The 16,158-nt window shown below is 65.8% G+C and carries 18 protein-coding genes; 10 read left to right on the forward strand and 8 right to left on the reverse strand.

Going from position 1 to position 16,158, the window contains the following annotated elements; all coding sequences use genetic code 11:
- Positions 1 to 73 precede the first annotated feature (73 nt).
- Positions 74 to 688, reverse strand: coding sequence for a glutathione S-transferase C-terminal domain-containing protein (locus tag HWY30_RS29020; protein WP_018421769.1), 615 nt, complete (start codon positions 686 to 688; stop codon positions 74 to 76).
- A gap of 211 nt (positions 689 to 899) precedes the next feature.
- Here HWY30_RS29020 and HWY30_RS29025 point away from each other — a divergent pair, with 211 nt between their 5' ends.
- The 5 genes from HWY30_RS29025 to purH all read left to right on the forward strand — a co-directional run bounded on the left by HWY30_RS29025 (position 900) and on the right by purH (position 6,712).
- Positions 900 to 2,318 carry an aminopeptidase P N-terminal domain-containing protein gene (locus HWY30_RS29025; protein ID WP_090801806.1) on the forward strand — a complete coding sequence of 473 codons (1,419 nt, stop codon included), beginning with the start codon at positions 900 to 902 and terminating at the stop codon, positions 2,316 to 2,318.
- 6 nt (positions 2,319 to 2,324) lie between these two features.
- Positions 2,325 to 3,596: a UbiH/UbiF/VisC/COQ6 family ubiquinone biosynthesis hydroxylase gene (locus tag HWY30_RS29030; protein WP_090801808.1), complete on the forward strand. Its 1,272-nt coding sequence runs from the start codon at positions 2,325 to 2,327 to the stop codon at positions 3,594 to 3,596.
- 188 nt (positions 3,597 to 3,784) lie between these two features.
- Positions 3,785 to 4,861 carry a tRNA dihydrouridine synthase DusB gene (gene dusB, locus HWY30_RS29035; protein WP_090801809.1) on the forward strand — a complete coding sequence of 359 codons (1,077 nt, stop codon included), beginning with the start codon at positions 3,785 to 3,787 and terminating at the stop codon, positions 4,859 to 4,861.
- A complete protein-coding gene (locus HWY30_RS29040; RefSeq protein WP_008919619.1) occupies positions 4,858 to 5,091 on the forward strand; it encodes a Fis family transcriptional regulator in 234 nt (77 codons plus the stop codon). Before dusB ends, HWY30_RS29040 begins: the two co-directional genes overlap by 4 nt.
- Positions 5,092 to 5,146: 55 nt before the next feature.
- On the forward strand, positions 5,147 to 6,712 hold the full coding sequence (purH, locus tag HWY30_RS29045) for a bifunctional phosphoribosylaminoimidazolecarboxamide formyltransferase/IMP cyclohydrolase (RefSeq protein ID WP_090801811.1): 1,566 nt from the start codon (positions 5,147 to 5,149) through the stop codon (positions 6,710 to 6,712).
- A gap of 75 nt (positions 6,713 to 6,787) precedes the next feature.
- Here the strand turns inward: purH and HWY30_RS29050 are convergent, their stop codons facing one another.
- Complete coding sequence (locus tag HWY30_RS29050; RefSeq protein WP_018421774.1) at positions 6,788 to 7,027, reverse strand: hypothetical protein; 240 nt, start codon at positions 7,025 to 7,027, stop codon at positions 6,788 to 6,790.
- 131 nt (positions 7,028 to 7,158) lie between these two features.
- On the opposite strand from HWY30_RS29050, the gene ruvC reads away from it, so the two are divergent.
- The 4 genes from ruvC to HWY30_RS29070 all read left to right on the forward strand — a co-directional run bounded on the left by ruvC (position 7,159) and on the right by HWY30_RS29070 (position 10,452).
- On the forward strand, positions 7,159 to 7,701 hold the full coding sequence (ruvC, locus tag HWY30_RS29055; protein ID WP_090801813.1) for a crossover junction endodeoxyribonuclease RuvC: 543 nt from the start codon (positions 7,159 to 7,161) through the stop codon (positions 7,699 to 7,701).
- Positions 7,702 to 7,777: 76 nt separating this feature from the next.
- Positions 7,778 to 8,359, forward strand: coding sequence for a Holliday junction branch migration protein RuvA (ruvA, locus tag HWY30_RS29060; protein ID WP_090801814.1), 582 nt, complete (start codon positions 7,778 to 7,780; stop codon positions 8,357 to 8,359).
- Between the two features lie 30 nt (positions 8,360 to 8,389).
- The gene (gene ruvB / locus HWY30_RS29065; RefSeq protein ID WP_090801816.1) at positions 8,390 to 9,451 is read left to right on the forward strand and encodes a Holliday junction branch migration DNA helicase RuvB; all 1,062 of its coding nucleotides are present in this window, start codon (positions 8,390 to 8,392) and stop codon (positions 9,449 to 9,451) included.
- A 23-nt stretch (positions 9,452 to 9,474) separates the two neighbouring features.
- Positions 9,475 to 10,452, forward strand: coding sequence for an oxygenase MpaB family protein (locus tag HWY30_RS29070; protein ID WP_090801817.1), 978 nt, complete (start codon positions 9,475 to 9,477; stop codon positions 10,450 to 10,452).
- Between the two features lie 36 nt (positions 10,453 to 10,488).
- On the opposite strand, the gene HWY30_RS29075 is transcribed toward HWY30_RS29070, so the two are convergent.
- The 3 genes from HWY30_RS29075 to tyrS form a co-directional block, all read right to left on the reverse strand.
- Positions 10,489 to 11,157 carry a histidine phosphatase family protein gene (locus tag HWY30_RS29075; protein ID WP_090801818.1) on the reverse strand — a complete coding sequence of 223 codons (669 nt, stop codon included), beginning with the start codon at positions 11,155 to 11,157 and terminating at the stop codon, positions 10,489 to 10,491.
- 102 nt (positions 11,158 to 11,259) lie between these two features.
- Positions 11,260 to 11,718 (reverse strand): D-aminoacyl-tRNA deacylase, encoded by a 459-nt coding sequence (gene dtd, locus HWY30_RS29080; RefSeq protein ID WP_090801819.1) that lies wholly within the window; start codon positions 11,716 to 11,718, stop codon positions 11,260 to 11,262.
- Positions 11,715 to 12,965 carry a tyrosine--tRNA ligase gene (tyrS, locus tag HWY30_RS29085; RefSeq protein ID WP_090801820.1) on the reverse strand — a complete coding sequence of 417 codons (1,251 nt, stop codon included), beginning with the start codon at positions 12,963 to 12,965 and terminating at the stop codon, positions 11,715 to 11,717. The genes dtd and tyrS overlap by 4 nt, the downstream gene beginning before the upstream one ends.
- Before the next feature lie 179 nt (positions 12,966 to 13,144).
- Here tyrS and HWY30_RS29090 point away from each other — a divergent pair, with 179 nt between their 5' ends.
- Positions 13,145 to 14,275 carry an anhydro-N-acetylmuramic acid kinase gene (locus HWY30_RS29090; RefSeq protein ID WP_176078968.1) on the forward strand — a complete coding sequence of 377 codons (1,131 nt, stop codon included), beginning with the start codon at positions 13,145 to 13,147 and terminating at the stop codon, positions 14,273 to 14,275.
- Positions 14,276 to 14,396: 121 nt separating this feature from the next.
- Here the strand turns inward: HWY30_RS29090 and erpA are convergent, their stop codons facing one another.
- The 3 genes from erpA to rplM form a co-directional block, all read right to left on the reverse strand.
- Positions 14,397 to 14,762, reverse strand: a complete 366-nt coding sequence (gene erpA / locus HWY30_RS29095; RefSeq protein WP_027198818.1) for an iron-sulfur cluster insertion protein ErpA — start codon at positions 14,760 to 14,762, stop codon at positions 14,397 to 14,399.
- A gap of 234 nt (positions 14,763 to 14,996) precedes the next feature.
- On the reverse strand, positions 14,997 to 15,389 hold the full coding sequence (gene rpsI, locus HWY30_RS29100; RefSeq protein ID WP_011489810.1) for a 30S ribosomal protein S9: 393 nt from the start codon (positions 15,387 to 15,389) through the stop codon (positions 14,997 to 14,999).
- Between the two features lie 11 nt (positions 15,390 to 15,400).
- Positions 15,401 to 15,835, reverse strand: coding sequence for a 50S ribosomal protein L13 (rplM, locus tag HWY30_RS29105; RefSeq protein WP_090801822.1), 435 nt, complete (start codon positions 15,833 to 15,835; stop codon positions 15,401 to 15,403).
- Between the last annotated feature and the right edge of the window lie 323 nt (positions 15,836 to 16,158).

The raw sequence follows: 16,158 nt of genomic DNA on the forward strand, positions 1-16,158 counted from the left end.
CAAAGGCACGACACCCGCAAAAAAAATGCGCCCGACATGCAGGCGCATTTTTTTCATGCTCGTTCGAGCTTCGTCAATCCTTCGGCACCGTATCGATGAACGACTGCCGCAGCGACAGCTTCTGGAAGTGCTTGTCCAGATTCGGATGCGATTCGCGCCAGTTCAGTTCCGGCATACGGAAGTCCAGATAGCCGAGCGCGCAGCCCACCGCGATGTCGGCCAGCGTGTAGTGATTGCTCGCGCACCACGGCTTGCTGCCGAGCCCTTGCGACATCGCGATCAGCGCTTCGTCGATCTTGCGCTGCTGCCGCGCGAGCCACGCGTCCACGCGCTGCTCGGGCGCGCGCTGCGTGCCTTCGAGACGGATCAGCACGGCCGCGTCGAGCATGCCGTCGGCGAGCGCTTCCCAGCAGCGCACTGCGACGCGCTCGCGCCCCGACGGCGGAATCAGCTTGCCGACCGGCGACAGCGTATCGACGTACTCGCAGATGACGCGCGAATCGAACACGGCCTCGCCGTCTTCCATCACGAGGCACGGCACCTTGCCGAGCGGATTGAAGGTGTGAATCCGGGTATCCGGCGCCCAGACGTTCTCGGGCACCAGTTCGTAGTCGATCTTCTTATCGGCGAGCACGATGCGTGCTTTGCGCACGAACGGGCTGCCGAACGAACCGATGAGTTTCATCATGACCTTCTGCCTTTTTCTGAATCCGGCGAAAGTATAAGTGGTCTAAGGCTTCCGCGAGCGTGCTGGCGCCATCTTCGCGAACCGCCCGCCGAGCCGCTGTGGACGGATTGCAACATGACGGCGACCGCCGCGCCGTCCGGAGCCGCACAAAGCGAGTCAATGTCCTGCGCGGAGAATGGGGCCAGGAGAATCGCGGCGCTACAATCGCACGATGAACCAGCCGACCGAACCCACCATCGCCATCGACGTCTACCGCACGCGCCGCGAGCGCGTTCTCGCCGCGCTGCGCGCCGCGGGCGGCGGCGTCGCCATCGTCCCGACCGCGCCGGAAGCGCTGCGCAACCGCGACACTGACTACCCGTACCGCCACGACAGCTACTTCTATTATCTGACCGGCTTCACCGAGCCCGAAGCGCTGCTGGTGCTCGATGCCAGCGCCGCGCCCGGCGCGCCCGCGTCGATGCTGTTCTGCCGCGAGAAAAGCGTCGAGCGCGAGACATGGGAAGGCTTCCGCTTCGGCCCCGACGGCGCGCGCGAAGCATTCGGGCTCGACGCCGCGTTCCCGATCGGCGAACTCGACACGCAGCTGCCGCGCATCATCGCCGACAAGCCGGCGCTGCACTACGCGTTCGGCACCTCGGCGCATTTCGACGAGCAGGTGCGCGGCTGGCTCGACGCGGTGCGCGCGCAAAGCCGCGGCGGCACCGTCGCGCCCACGGCCGCGCGCGACCTGCTGCCGTTGCTCGACGAGATGCGGCTCGTCAAGGACGACCACGAACTCGCGATCATGCGCCGCGCCGGACAGATTTCGGCGGCCGCGCATCGTCGCGCTATGGCGCTGTGCCGGCCCGGTATCCGCGAGTATGAACTCGAGGCCGAACTGCTCTACACGTTCCGCAAGTTTGGCGCGCAGGCGCCGGCCTATACGTCGATCGTCGCGGCTGGCGCGAACGCGTGCGTGCTGCACTACCCGGCCGGCAACGCGATCGCGCGCGACGGCGACCTGATCCTGATCGACGCGGCCTGCGAACTCGACGGCTACGCGTCCGACATCACGCGCACGTTTCCGGCGAGCGGGCGTTTCACGCCGGCGCAGCGCGAGCTGTACGACATCGTGCTGGCAGCGCAGCAGGCCGCCGCCGACGCGACGCGCGCCGGTGCGAGCTTCGACGATCCGCATCAGGCCGCGCTGCGCGTGCTGTCGCAGGGGCTGCTCGACACCGGCATCGTGCCGCGCGCGAAGTTCGCCTCGGTCGACGACGTGATCGCCGAGCGCGCCTACGTGCCGTTCTACATGCACCGCACCGGCCACTGGCTCGGCATGGACGTGCACGACTGCGGCGACTACCGCGAGCGCGGCGCGCCGCGCGACGAAGCGGGCGTGCTGCCGTGGCGCACGCTGCGCGCGTCGATGACGCTGACGATCGAGCCGGGCTTGTACGTCCGCCCGGCCGAGGGTGTGCCCGAACGCTACTGGAACATCGGCATCCGCATCGAGGACGACGCAATCGTGACGCCGACCGGCTGTGAGCTGATCACGCGCGACGTGCCGGTCGCCGCCGACGAGATCGAGGCGCTGATGCAGGAAGCACGAGCCCTCCATCAAGCGTCGCATCAACAGAGGACCTGATCCGCGATGAACGAAGCATCTCCCTCGGCGGTGATCCTGAGGCCCGCCTCCCACCAGCAGGGGTTCGATTTCGACGTGACGATCGTCGGCGCCGGGCCGGTCGGCCTCGCGCTCGCCGGCTGGCTCGCGCGCCGCAGCGTGACGCGCGAGCTGAAGATCGCGCTCGTCGACGCGCGCGAGCCGGAAGACTCGATCGCCGATCCGCGCGCGATCGCGGTCTCGCACGGCAGCCGGATGATCCTCGAGCCGCTGCGCTGGCCCGCCGACGCCACCGCGATCGAGCGCATCCACGTGTCGCAACGCGGTCATTTCGGCCGCACGCTGATCGATCATCGCGAGCACGGCCTGCCCGCGCTCGGCTACGTGCTGCGCTATGGCTCGATCGTGCATGGCCTCGCCGACGCCGTGCATGCGACGCCGGTCCACTGGTTCCGCTCGACCTCGGCCGGCGCGCCGGTTCAGGAGCTCGACGGCGTCACGCTGCCGATCGAAACCGCGGGCGTCGCGCGCCGGTTGCGCACGCGGATTCTGGTCAACGCCGAGGGCGGCCTGTTCGGTGACCAGAAGCACGCGAAAAATCCGAGCCGCGCCACGGACGAATACGCCGGCGCACGCGACATCGGTAAAAACAGCGCCGGCTCGCGCGACTACGGCCAGACCGCGCTGGTCGGCACGGTCACCGTGTCCGCGCCGCAGCCGCACGTCGCATGGGAGCGCTTCACGTCGCAAGGTCCGATCGCGCTACTGCCGATGGGTGGCGTGCGTGGTGCCGACTACGCGCTCGTCTGGTGCTGCGCGCCCGACGAAGCCGCGCGCCGCGCGCAGCTTTCCGACGAAGCGTTCCTGCGCGAGCTCGACGCCGCGTTCGGCAACCGCATGGGCCGCTTTACGGACATCAAGGGTCGCGCGTCGTTCCCGCTTGGTCTCAACACGGTCGATACGCTGGTGAACGGCCACATCGTCGCGATCGGCAATGCGGCGCAGACGTTGCATCCGGTAGCCGGCCAGGGCCTCAATCTGGGCTTGCGCGATGCGCACGCGCTCGTCGACGCGCTATCGGCCGAAGGCCCGACCCCGCTCGCGCTCGCCACCTTCGCGCAACGCCGCACGCTCGACCGGCGCCTGACGATCGGCTCGACCGACACGCTCGCGCGCCTCTTTACCGTCGACTTCGCGCCGCTCGCGGTACTGCGCGGCCTCGCCCTGACCGCACTCGAATTCGTGCCGCCGGTCAAAACCGCGCTCGCCCGGCAGATGATGTTCGGCCAGCGCCGTTAAGCGCGAGAAATCGCTGCCCGGTTCTATGAGCCGGGCGACTTTCATAGAAGATTTAACGGGTTACGAGACTCGGTTCGCGAGTCCCGGCAACCCGTTAACGCTAAAATAGCGGTTTTCCCTCGCATTTCGCGCTGCGCCGACTGTCACGATTGTCAAATCCTGGCCCGTCGTCGGCGCGCGCTCACGCCATGCCCCCTCTCGGCCCCCACAATCTGCGTAACAACCTGTTCGTCGCCCCGATGGCCGGCGTGACCGACCGACCGTTCCGCCAGCTGTGCAAACGGCTCGGCGCGGGCTATGCGGTGTCGGAAATGGTCGCGTCGAACGCGCAGCTGTGGAAGAGCGAAAAGACCATGCGCCGCGCGAACCACGAAGGCGAGGTCGAGCCGATCGCGGTGCAGATCGCCGGCGCGGACCCGGAGATGATGGCCGAAGCCGCCCGCTACAACGTCGCGAACGGCGCGCAGATCATCGACATCAACATGGGCTGCCCAGCCAAGAAGGTCTGCAACGTCGCGGCCGGCTCGGCGCTGCTGCAAAACGAACCGCTCGTGCAGCGCATCGTCGAGGCTGTCGTGAACGCGGTCGGCGTCGGGCCCGACGCGGTGCCCGTCACGCTGAAAATCCGCACCGGCTGGAATCGCGAGAACAAAAACGCGCTGAACGTCGCGCGTCTCGCGCAAGCAGCGGGCATTTCGATGCTGACCGTGCACGGCCGCACGCGCGCGGACCTGTACCACGGCGACGCCGAGTACGAAACCATCGCCGCGGTAAAGGCGGCGGTGCGCATTCCGGTCGTCGCGAACGGCGACATCACGTCGCCGCAAAAGGCGCGCGAGGTGCTCGCCGCGACCGGCGCGGACGCGATCATGATCGGGCGCGCCGCGCAGGGACGTCCGTGGCTCTTTCGCGAGATCGAGCATTTCCTGCAAACGGGCGAGTTGCTGCCGCCGCCGCGCATCGACGAAATCCAGCAGGTGATGAACGAACATCTCGAAGATCACTACGCTTTTTACGGGGAATTTACCGGTGTCCGCACTGCGCGCAAGCACATCGGCTGGTACACTCGCGGCCTTTCCGGCGCCAACCTGTTCCGGCATCGCATGAATACGCTGGACACCACGCGCGAACAACTCCTCGCCGTCAACGAGTTCTTTGACGCGCAAAAGGCGATCTCAGACCGCCTCGTCTACGTCGACGAAGCGCCCGGCAACCCCGGGCTCGACAGCGAGAGCGAGGACAACTCCGACCGACTGGCAGCATGAGCAAGAACAACATCGAACAATCTGTCCGCGACAGCCTGGACGTGTATTTCCAGGATCTCGACGGCTCCAATCCGCACGACGTCTACGACATGGTCATTTCATGCGTGGAAAAACCCTTGCTCGAAGTGGTGCTCGAGCAGGCCGGCGGCAACCAGTCGCTGGCCGCCGAGTATCTCGGCATCAACCGCAATACGCTGCGCAAGAAGCTGCAACAACACGGTTTGCTGTAGCGCGTCGTAGTTTCTCGCGCCCTGCCACGTTTCCCTTCGGCTTTTCGTCTTCATCATGATCAAGCAAGCGCTCATCTCCGTTTCCGACAAGTCCGGCATCGTCGACTTCGCCAAATCGCTGTCGGACCTCGGCATCAAGATCCTGTCGACCGGCGGCACCGCGAAACTGCTCGCGGACGCAGGCCTGTCCGTCACCGAAGTCGCCGACTACACGGGTTTCCCGGAAATGCTCGACGGGCGCGTGAAAACGCTGCATCCGAGGGTGCACGGCGGCATCCTCGCGCGCCGCGACCTGCCCGAGCACATGGCCGCGCTCGAGAAGCACGACATTCCGACCATCGACCTGCTGGTCGTGAACCTGTACCCGTTCGTGCAGACCGTGTCGAAGGAAGAATGCTCGCTCGAGGACGCGATCGAGAACATCGACATCGGCGGCCCGACGATGCTGCGCTCGGCCGCGAAGAATCACCGCGACGTGACGGTGGTGGTCGATCCGGCCGACTACGCGGTCGTGCTCGACGAAATGCGCTCGAACGGCAACACGGTGTCGTACAAGACGAACTTCCGCCTCGCGACCAAGGTGTACGCGCACACCGCGCAATACGACGGCGCGATCACGAACTACCTGACGAGCCTGACCGACGAGTTGCAGCATTCGTCGCGCAACGAGTACCCGGCTACCTTCAACATGGCGTTCGACAAGGTGCAGGACCTGCGCTACGGCGAAAACCCGCATCAGAGCGCGGCGTTCTACCGCGACCTGGCGGTGCCGGCCGGCGCGCTCGCGAATTACAACCAGTTGCAGGGCAAGGAACTGTCGTACAACAACATCGCCGACTCCGACGCTGCGTGGGAATGCGTGAAGACCTTCGACGTGCCGGCCTGCGTGATCGTCAAACACGCGAATCCGTGCGGCGTCGCGGTCGGCGCGGACGCTCACGAAGCGTATTCGAAAGCATTCCAGACCGATCCGACCTCGGCGTTCGGCGGCATCATCGCGTTCAACCGTGAAGTCGACGAAGCGACCGCGCAAGCGGTGGCGAAGCAGTTCGTCGAAGTGCTGATCGCGCCGTCGTTCAGCGCCGAAGCGCGTCAGGTGTTCGCGGCGAAGCAGAACGTGCGTCTGCTCGAAATCACGCTGGGCGAAGGCCATAACACGTTCGATCTGAAGCGCGTCGGCGGCGGTCTGCTCGTGCAGTCGCTCGACTCGAAGAACGTGCAGCCGCGCGAACTGCGCGTCGTCACGAAGCGTCATCCGACGCCGAAGGAAATGGACGACCTGCTGTTCGCATGGCGAGTCGCGAAGTACGTGAAGTCGAACGCGATCGTGTTCTGCGCGAACGGTATGACGCTCGGCGTCGGCGCGGGTCAGATGAGCCGCGTGGACTCGGCGCGCATCGCGAGCATCAAGGCGCAGAACGCCGGTCTGAGGCTGGCCGGTTCGGCGGTCGCATCGGACGCGTTCTTCCCGTTCCGCGACGGTCTCGACGTGGTCGTCGCGGCAGGCGCGACCTGCGTGATCCAGCCGGGCGGCTCGGTGCGCGACGACGAAGTGGTCAGCGCCGCCGACGAGCACAACATCGCGATGGTGCTGACTGGCGTGCGTCACTTCCGTCATTGATCGGCTGAAGTTCGGTAGCCGCAAGACAGGCCCGGCGGGTTGTCCCGCCGGGCCTTTTGTTTCGCGGCGACGCGTTCAATCGTCCGGCTCTTTGCGCGCATAACCGTCCCGCACCTGCGCATGCTGGCTGATGTACGTGCCCAAACCCCGGCCCCGCCGCGCGAGACGCTTCAGCACCGCGACATGTTCGGCGCCGACACTTGCCTCTGTGTACCAATACACGACGCCCGGCCGAAAGCGCACCTTGATGAAATCGTCGCCGATTTCGTAAGCGTCGACACCCGAGTCGCCGCTGAGATTGCGGTAGCGCTCCATTCTCGATCGCCCTCCTTGCGCAAAGCCTTTAGCAGCTTTTATTCCGCTAAGCATGCTGCCAGCGGGTCGCCGCGCGCCGCGTTCGTTGTAGTATCGCAGGCACCTGGTTTTTATCGCTTGTGCGGCACCTCATGAGAATTCTCGGCATCGACCCCGGCCTGCGCGTGACCGGCTTTGGCGTGATCGAACAACACGGCCATACACTGAGCTACGTCGCGAGCGGCGTGATCCGCACCGCCGACGCCGATCTGCCGTCGCGGCTCGGCACCATCTTCGCGGGCATCTCGACGCTGATCCGCGAGCACGCGCCGGATCAGGCGGCCATCGAAAAAGTCTTCGTCAACGTCAATCCGCAGTCGACGCTGCTGCTCGGCCAGGCGCGCGGCGCCGCGATCTGCGGGCTCGTCGCGGGCGGCGTGCCGGTCGCCGAATACACCGCGCTGCAGCTGAAGCAGTCGGTGGTCGGCTATGGCCGCGCGACCAAGGAGCAAATGCAGCAGATGGTCGTGCGGCTGCTGAGCCTGGCGGGCGTGCCCGGCACCGACGCCGCCGACGCGCTCGGCATGGCCATCTGCCACGCGCACGGCGGCTCGACGCTGAGCACGCTTGGCGGCATCGCACCGGCGCTCGCGAAGAAGGGGTTGCGCGTGCGGCGCGGGCGTCTGGTCGGCTAGCGCAACTGTGCCCCGCGCCGCCGATCCGCTGCGCTACACTCGCGCTTTCCCATCCGACTCTGAAAACTAATCCGCCATGATCGGTCGCATTGCCGGCGTTCTGCTGGAAAGAAATCCGCCGCATCTGCTCGTCGACTGCAACGGCGTCGGCTATGAAGTGGACGTGCCGATGAGCACCTTCTACAACCTGCCGTCGACCGGCGAGCGCATTGTGCTGCTCACGCAGATGATCGTTCGCGAGGACGCGCATCTGCTGTACGGCTTCGGCACCGCGCAGGAACGCTCGACGTTCCGCGAGCTGCTGAAGATTTCCGGCATCGGCGCGCGCATGGCGCTCGCGGTGCTGTCGGGCATGAGCGTCGCGGAGCTCGCGCAGACTGTCACGATGCAGGACGCCGCGCGCCTCACGCGTGTACCGGGCATCGGCAAGAAGACCGCCGAGCGGCTGCTGCTCGAACTGAAGGGCAAGCTCGGCGCCGACCTCGGCGCGATGGCGGGCGCCGCGTCGCCATCCGACCACGCCTCCGACATCCTCAATGCGCTGCTCGCGCTCGGCTACTCGGAAAAAGAAGCGCTCGCGGCAATCAAGAACGTGCCGGCCGGTACGGGCGTGTCCGAGGGCATCAAGCTCGCGTTGAAGGCGCTGTCGAAGGGCTAAGCGCCAAGCCGCGCGCGGTACAATGACCGCATGATCGAAACCGACAAACTCGCCGCCGAGCGCATCATTGCGGCCACGCCCGTGTCGCCGAACGAAGAAGCGTTCGAGCGCGCGCTGCGCCCGCGTCAGCTCGACGAATATGTCGGGCAGGAGAAAGTGCGCGGCCAGCTCGAAATCTTCATCGAGGCCGCGAAGCGCCGTTCCGAATCGCTGGACCACGTGCTGCTGTTCGGGCCGCCGGGCCTCGGCAAGACCACGCTCGCGCACATCATCGCGCGCGAGATGGGCGTCAATCTGCGGCAAACGTCGGGGCCGGTGCTCGAACGCGCCGGCGACCTCGCCGCGCTGCTGACCAATCTCGAAGCCAACGACGTTCTTTTCATCGACGAAATCCACCGGCTCTCGCCGGTCGTCGAGGAAATCCTGTATCCAGCGCTCGAGGATTATCAGATCGACATCATGATCGGCGAAGGGCCGGCCGCGCGCAGCGTGAAGCTCGATCTGCAGCCGTTCACGCTGGTCGGCGCGACCACGCGCGCTGGTATGCTGACCAATCCGCTGCGCGACCGCTTCGGCATCGTCGCGCGACTCGAGTTCTATAACGCCGAGGAGCTCGCGCGCATCGTCACGCGTTCGGCCGCGCTGCTCGGCGCGCAGATCCATCCGGACGGCGCGGTCGAAATCGCCCGTCGCGCGCGCGGCACGCCGCGTATCGCGAACCGCTTGCTGCGGCGCGTGCGCGACTTCGCCGAAGTGAAGGCTGACGGCAACATCACCGCGCAGGTGGCCGACGCCGCGCTCAGGATGCTCGACGTCGACGCGGTCGGCTTCGACCTGATGGACCGCAAGCTGCTCGAAGCGATCCTGCACAAGTTCGACGGTGGCCCGGTCGGTGTCGACAACCTCGCCGCGGCGATCGGCGAGGAGCGCGACACGATCGAAGACGTGCTCGAGCCGTATCTGATCCAGCAGGGCTTCCTGCAGCGCACGCCACGCGGCCGCATCGCCACGCTGCTCACGTACCGGCATTTCGGGCTGGCCGCGCCGGATTCGGCGAGCGCGCGGCCGGGTCTGTGGGATTCCACGAACTGAGTCACGCGACGAGGCCGACCAGGATGTCAGACCAGACCCAGCAACCCGGCCCTTCCAACCGTTCACCTGTCAATCCCGCCGGCGACCCGTCCGGCAATGTCACGCGGCGCCTCACCCACCGCCTGCGCTCGAAGCTCGCCGCCGGCGTCACGCATCTGACGACCGGCAGCGGACCGGTGCTCGACTACTCGTCGCCGCCGGGCGACCCCGGTCTGTTCGGGCCGGACTCCGTCTGCTGGAAGGTCCACGCCGACTTCGCGTCGATGATGACCGGCGGCATCAGCGCGCTGCTGCTTCAGGCGCTGCATCCGCTCGCGCTCGCGGGCGTTTGGGATCACTCGAGCTTTCGCACCGACATCCTGGGCCGGCTGCGTCGCACGGCGACGTTCATCGCCGGCACAACGTACGGCAGCAAGAACGATGCGCTCGCGCTGATCGAGCGCGTGAAGCGCATTCATCTCGACGTGACCGGCGTCGCACCGGACGGCCAGTCGTATCGCGCGAGCGAGCCCGCGCTGCTGACGTGGGTGCACGTCGCGGAAGTGTCGAGCTTCATGACCGCGCATCTGCGCTATGTGAATCCGGTGCTGTCCGTCGCGGCGCAGGATCAATACTTCGCGGAAACCGCGCGCATCGCGGAAATGCTCGGCGCCGTCGATATTCCGCGCTCGCGCGCCGAGATCGAGGCGTACCTGCTCGCGATGCGGCCCGCGCTCGTCGCGAGCGAGCGCACGCGCGAAGTCGTGAGGATTCTGATGAACGCGCCGGCACCGAGCTTCGCGATGCGGCCCGCTGGCACGCTAATGCTCAACGCGGGGGTCGATCTGTTGCCCGACTGGGCGCAGACGATGCTCGGCTTGAATCGCCACGCGGCGCTGCGTCGAACCTTCGCGCGGCCTGGCGTGCGGGTCGTCGCGCCGGTGATCCGCTGGGCGCTGGTCAATGGAGTATCGAAGCGGGCTCGGCGCCGCGCGGCGGCGGCGGTGCGGGAGCAGGATTGATTGCGGCACGCGTCTCGGGCCATTGCCCGCCTTTGCTTACCGCCCCGGTCCCTTCCTGAAACCATCATCGTCGGCGCTGCCCGCGTCGAGATGCGTTACGTCCGCCCACGACACGATCGTCGCGCGACCGTCCCCGTAATCCACGACGTTCAGGCTGGTGTTCAGCAGCGGGTAATCGCGCGGTGCGTCGAGCCGCATGCCGGTTGCAAAGCGGCGCACGCAGTCGAGCACGCCGCCATGCGTGACACAGGCGATGCGCCCGCCCGGATGCGCGGCGACGAGCGGCTCGATCGCATGCACGATGCGGTGGTAGAACACGCGGTGCGACTCGCCCTCGGGCGGCGCGAAGCCAGGATCGCGGGTTTGCCACTGCGCGTATTCGTCGGGGAAACGCAGCGCGATCTCGTCGCTGTCATGGCCCTGGAACGCGCCGTACGAGCGCTCGCGCAAGTTCTCGCGCGGCTGCAGCGGCAGGCCGAGCGCCTCGCCGATCGGCTGCGCGGTCTGCTGCGCGCGCTGCAAGTCGCTCGAATAGATCGCGTCGAGCCGCGCGCCCTGCTTCGCCTCGTCGGCGAGGCGCCGCGCGAGACGTCGCGCCTGCGCGACGCCGGTCGTCGCGAGCGGAATGTCGATGTGGCCTTGAATGCGCTTGATGCGGTTCCAGTCGGTCTCGCCGTGCCGGATAAACAGGATCTGCGTCGTCATAAGAGAGAGGTGCCGTTCGCGGTTGTGTCGAGCGACTATTGTCGCAAAAAGCAGCGGCACGGCCCGCCTGCGGCGACGGCGGGCTCGAACGTTCGCGTTCTTTTACGCGGTGGTCTGCAACCAGAACGTGACCGGCCCGTCGTTGACGAGCGACACCTGCATATCCGCGCCGAACTCGCCAGTCTCGACGATCGGATGCTTCGCGCGCGCGGCCGCGACGAAGTAGTCGAACAGGCGCTTGCCCTCGTCGGGCGGCGCGGCCGGCGTGAAGCTCGGGCGCAGGCCGCTGTTGGTATCGGCCGCGAGCGTGAACTGCGACACGAGCAGCAGGCCGCCCGCGCGTCCGGCGCCGTCGAGATTCTGCACCGACAGGTTCATCTTGCCGGCCGCGTCGCTGAACACGCGGTAACCGAGCACCTTGGCGAGCAGCTTGTCGGCCGTGGCCTCGGTGTCGCCGCGCTCCGCGCAGACGAGCGCGAGCAGGCCCGCGTCGATCGCGCCGGTCACGCGATCGGCGACGCGCACTTCGGCGCGCCGCACGCGTTGGATCAGCGCGATCACGCCGTCAGCGTCACGCGCGCGAAACGGCGCTTGCCGACCTGCACGACGTACTCGCCCGCTTCGACCTTCAGGCCCTTGTCGGACACCGCGGCGCCGTCGATCTTCACGCCGCCTTGCTCGATGTTGCGCAGCGCCTCGCTCGTCGACGGTACGAGGTTCGCCTGCTTCAGCAACTGGCCGATCGCGAGCGGTGCGCCCGCGAGCGTCACGGCCGGGATGTCGTCGGGCACGCCGCCCTTCGCGCGATGGTTGAAGTCCTCGAGCGCGCGTTCGGCGTCCGCCTGCGAGTGGAAACGCGCGACGATTTCCTGGCCGAGCATCACCTTGAAATCGCGCGGATTACGGCCCGCGTCGGCCTCGCGCTTGAAGCCGGCGATTTCGTCCATCGGACGGAACGACAGCAGTTCGAAATACCGCCACATCAGCGTGTCGGAGATGCTCATCAGCTTGCCGAACATGTCGGTCGGCTTTTCGCTGATGCCGATGTAGTTGTTCTTCGACTTCGACATCTTCTCGACGCCGTCGAGCCCTTCGAGCAGCGGCATCGTCAGGATGCACTGCTGCTCCTGGCCGTACTGCTTCTGCAACTCGCGACCCACCAGCAGGTTGAACTTCTGATCCGTGCCGCCGAGCTCCAGGTCCGCGTTCAGCGCGACCGAGTCGTAGCCCTGCATCAGCGGGTACAGGAATTCGTGGATCGAGATCGGCACGCCGCCCTGGAAGCGCTTCGTGAAGTCCTCGCGCTCGAGAATGCGTGCGACCGTGTAGCGCGACGCAAGCTTGATCATGCCGTCGGCGCCTAGCGGCATCGACCATTCGCTGTTGTAGCGAATCTCGGTCTTGTCGCGATCGAGCACGAGCGCGGCTTGCTCGAAATAGGTCTTCGCGTTCGATTCGATCTGCTCGCGCGTGAGCGGCGGGCGGGTCGCGTTGCGCCCGGACGGGTCGCCGATCAGCGACGTGAAGTCGCCGATCAGGAAAATCACCGTGTGGCCGAGGTCCTGCAACTGGCGCATCTTGTTCAGCACGACCGTGTGGCCGATGTGGATGTCGGGTGCAGTCGGATCGAGCCCGAGCTTGATGCGCAGCGGCTTGGCCGTCGCCGCGCTGCGCGCGAGCTTTTGCGCGAATTCGTCTTCGATCAGCAGTTCGTCGACGCCGCGCCTGGTCACGGCGAGCGCGTGACGGACTTCGTCGGTGATCGGGAAGGCGGAAGCGGGATTGGGCTGGGTGGACTCGGTGCTCATGCTGGAAACGTGAAGTCGCGAAAAAACAGGATTGTCCCATAGATGCGCGCCGCCGCGCCCTCTCACGCGCCCCGCACGGCCCCGCGACGGGCCAATTCGTTGCGGCTCGCGTCACCTTCGCCGTTTGCGCCGATAATCTGCTACAACGAATCGGAATGAACATCGACAGGAGCAGCGACGTGGCGCAAGATCCCGCAGACGGCATCTATTTCGGACTGATGTCGGGAACCAGCATGGACGGTGTGGACGGCGTGGCCGTCCGGTTTGCCAATGGGAAGCCGCCCGAGGTGCTGGCCGAAGCGTTCGTCGGCTTTTCGGCCGGCATCCGCGGAGCGCTGTTCGCGCTGCAACAGCCGGGAGACAACGAGATCGAGCGCGAGGCGCTCGCCGCCAACGCGCTCGCGACGCGCTACACGGTGTGCTGCCACGATCTGCTGCGCGACAGCCGCGTATCGGCCCAAGACGTCCGTGCGATCGGCGTGCATGGGCAGACCGTGCGGCATCGGCCGGAAAAGGGGTATACGCGACAGATCAACAACCCGGCGCTGCTCGCGGAAATGCTGCATATCGACGTGGTCGCCGATTTCCGCAGCCGCGACGTCGCGGCAGGCGGCCAGGGCGCGCCGCTCGTGCCCGCTTTTCACGCGACGATCTTCGGTGCGAAGGACGAAACGCGCGTCGTCTGCAATCTTGGCGGAATCAGCAACATCACGATCCTGAACGCGACCGGCGGCGTGCGCGGCTTCGACTGCGGGCCGGCGAACGCGCTGCTCGACGCGTGGGCCGAGCGCCAGCTCGGCAAGCCATTCGACGAAAACGGTCATTTCGCGGCGAGTGGCCAGGTCGATCGCAAGCTGCTGAACGCGTTGCTCGACGAACCATTCTTCGCAGAGCAGCCGCCCAAGAGCACCGGCCGCGATCTGTTCAACACCGCATGGCTCGATGCGAAGCTCGAGCCGTTCTCCGCGCTCGCAGCAGCCGACGTACAGGCAACGCTCGTCGCGCTGACCGCGGTGACGGTCGCGCGCGAGATTGAGCGGCATGCATCCGATGCGCGGGCCGTGTACGTGTGCGGCGGCGGCGCGCGCAATCCGGAGATCATGAAGGCGTTGCAGCAGGCGCTCGAAGACAGCGGCGTAAGCGGCGTGCCCGTGATGACGACCGACGCGCTCGGCGTGCCGCCGAGCCAGGTCGAGCCGCTCGCGTTCGCGTGGCTCGCGATGCGCTGCATCGCGCGTCTGCCGGGCAGTCTGCCAAGCGTGACCGGGGCATCCGCGGAGCGGGTGTTGGGGGCTATTTATCCGCGCTGAGAAAAGGCAGATGCGAACAAACCCACGCCTCTTGACGTCGCGGGTTGCCTCTGCGGCGCGAAAACAATAAAAAAACGGCGCCGAGGCACCGTTTTCACTGTGGCACGAAGAGCCTGTCCGCTCAGACCGAGAACGACGAACCGCAACCGCAGGTCGTGCTCGCGTTCGGGTTTTTGATGACGAACTGCGCGCCGTTGATGTCGTCCTTGTAGTCGATCTCTGCGCCGACCAGGTACTGGTAGCTCATCGAGTCGATCAGCAGCTGGACGCCGCTCTTGTTCATCACGGTGTCGTCTTCGTTGATCGCTTCATCAAACGTGAAGCCGTACTGGAAGCCCGAGCAGCCGCCGCCCTGCACGAACACGCGCAGCTTGAGCTCCGGGTTGCCTTCCTCATCGATCAGTTGCTTGACCTTGTCAGCCGCTGCGTCGGTGAAGACGAAGGGGGCCGGCATCTCGGTCACGGGGGTGTCGGTGACTGCGTTCATTCGAACTCTCCAAATAGCTTTAGCCGATATTGTAGGGCTGTTCCGGATATCGTGCTGAAGCCCACAAAATCAATGGGTTCTTGCTGCAAGGTCGATGCAAGGCGAGCCGATGCCGCTTGAGCGAACGAGACCGGCCCGCGAACCCCGGCAAACCATAAAAAAAGCCGCCTTCGCGCGTGGCGTTGGCGGCTTTTGCTGCAAACCGGCGTGAAGGCCGGTTCGCGCCCGAAACGATTAACGCTTCGAGAACTGCTTGCGGCGACGTGCCTTGTGGAAGCCGACCTTCTTACGTTCGACTTCACGAGCGTCACGCGTGACGAAGCCAGCCTTCGACAGTTCCGGCTTCAGCGTTGCGTCATAGTCCATCAGCGCGCGGGTGATGCCGTGGCGAACCGCACCGGCTTGACCCGTTTCACCGCCGCCGGTCACGTTGACCTTGATGTCGAACGTGACACCGTGGTTCGTCAGCTCCAGCGGTTGACGCACGATCATCAGCGACGTTTCGCGCGAGAAGTAGTCGGCGATGGGCTTGCCGTTCACAACGATGTCGCCCTTGCCTGCCTTGATGAACACGCGAGCGACGGCACTCTTGCGGCGGCCCGTGCCGTAATTCCAGTTACCGATCATGTGGGCTCCCCTTAGATCTCGATCTCGAGCGCCTTCGGCTGTTGTGCCGAATGCGGATGCGTTGCGTCAGCGTAGACCTTCAGCTTCTTGATCATCGCGTAGCCGAGCGGACCCTTCGGCAGCATGCCCTTGACCGCTTTCTCGAGCGCACGGCCCGGGAAGCGTTCCTGCATCTTGCCGAACGTCGTTTCATAGATACCGCCCGGGTAGCCCGAGTGACGGTAGTACTTCTTGTCGGTAACCTTGTTGCCCGTGACCTTCAGCTTGCCGGCGTTGATGACGATGATGAAATCACCGGTGTCGACGTGGGGAGTGAATTCAGGCTTGTGCTTGCCGCGAAGACGGTGTGCCACTTCGCTGGCGACACGCCCGAGAACCTTATCCGTCGCGTCAATCACGTACCATTCGCGCGTCACCTCATGGGCTTTTGCGGAAAACGTCTTCATGATCGATCCAAAAAAATTGCTGCGCCCAATGTGTTCTTTCCTGCTTGTAGTGTGCGCATCGAGGCGCGTGCAGGCTCTCCCTGGTTCTTCTTCCGCGGGCGCGGATGCGGAAAAGCCCTGAATTATAAAGGAATTTGTGCTGGCAAGTCAAAACGTGCGATGCGCTCGCCGCGAGCGGCCAGGAAACGGGGCGAAACGCCTGACAAACGGGGGATCGGGTAGGAGGCGGGGTTGCCCCCGCCGTCCTCCCACAACACCGGACGTACGGATCACGTATCCGGCGTTTCCTGACGACTGGATTGCTCCAGCGAGCTTCGTTTCGT

The sequence above is a fragment of the Paraburkholderia tuberum STM678 genome (assembly GCF_902833905.1).
Classification (GTDB): Bacteria; Pseudomonadota; Gammaproteobacteria; order Burkholderiales; family Burkholderiaceae; genus Paraburkholderia; species Paraburkholderia tuberum.

What these genes read in the sequence shown, in the direction of transcription:
- HWY30_RS29020 (WP_018421769.1), bottom strand. Translation starts at nt 688, where the DNA reads ATGATGAAACTCATCGGTTCGTTCGGCAGCCCGTTCGTGCGCAAAGCA.
- HWY30_RS29025 (WP_090801806.1), top strand. Translation starts at nt 900, where the DNA reads ATGAACCAGCCGACCGAACCCACCATCGCCATCGACGTCTACCGCACG.
- HWY30_RS29030 (WP_090801808.1), top strand. Translation starts at nt 2,325, where the DNA reads ATGAACGAAGCATCTCCCTCGGCGGTGATCCTGAGGCCCGCCTCCCAC.
- dusB (WP_090801809.1), top strand. Translation starts at nt 3,785, where the DNA reads ATGCCCCCTCTCGGCCCCCACAATCTGCGTAACAACCTGTTCGTCGCC.
- HWY30_RS29040 (WP_008919619.1), top strand. Translation starts at nt 4,858, where the DNA reads ATGAGCAAGAACAACATCGAACAATCTGTCCGCGACAGCCTGGACGTG.
- purH (WP_090801811.1), top strand. Translation starts at nt 5,147, where the DNA reads ATGATCAAGCAAGCGCTCATCTCCGTTTCCGACAAGTCCGGCATCGTC.
- HWY30_RS29050 (WP_018421774.1), bottom strand. Translation starts at nt 7,027, where the DNA reads ATGGAGCGCTACCGCAATCTCAGCGGCGACTCGGGTGTCGACGCTTAC.
- ruvC (WP_090801813.1), top strand. Translation starts at nt 7,159, where the DNA reads ATGAGAATTCTCGGCATCGACCCCGGCCTGCGCGTGACCGGCTTTGGC.
- ruvA (WP_090801814.1), top strand. Translation starts at nt 7,778, where the DNA reads ATGATCGGTCGCATTGCCGGCGTTCTGCTGGAAAGAAATCCGCCGCAT.
- ruvB (WP_090801816.1), top strand. Translation starts at nt 8,390, where the DNA reads ATGATCGAAACCGACAAACTCGCCGCCGAGCGCATCATTGCGGCCACG.
- HWY30_RS29070 (WP_090801817.1), top strand. Translation starts at nt 9,475, where the DNA reads ATGTCAGACCAGACCCAGCAACCCGGCCCTTCCAACCGTTCACCTGTC.
- HWY30_RS29075 (WP_090801818.1), bottom strand. Translation starts at nt 11,157, where the DNA reads ATGACGACGCAGATCCTGTTTATCCGGCACGGCGAGACCGACTGGAAC.
- tyrS (WP_090801820.1), bottom strand. Translation starts at nt 12,965, where the DNA reads ATGAGCACCGAGTCCACCCAGCCCAATCCCGCTTCCGCCTTCCCGATC.
- erpA (WP_027198818.1), bottom strand. Translation starts at nt 14,762, where the DNA reads ATGAACGCAGTCACCGACACCCCCGTGACCGAGATGCCGGCCCCCTTC.
- rpsI (WP_011489810.1), bottom strand. Translation starts at nt 15,389, where the DNA reads ATGATCGGTAACTGGAATTACGGCACGGGCCGCCGCAAGAGTGCCGTC.
- rplM (WP_090801822.1), bottom strand. Translation starts at nt 15,835, where the DNA reads ATGAAGACGTTTTCCGCAAAAGCCCATGAGGTGACGCGCGAATGGTAC.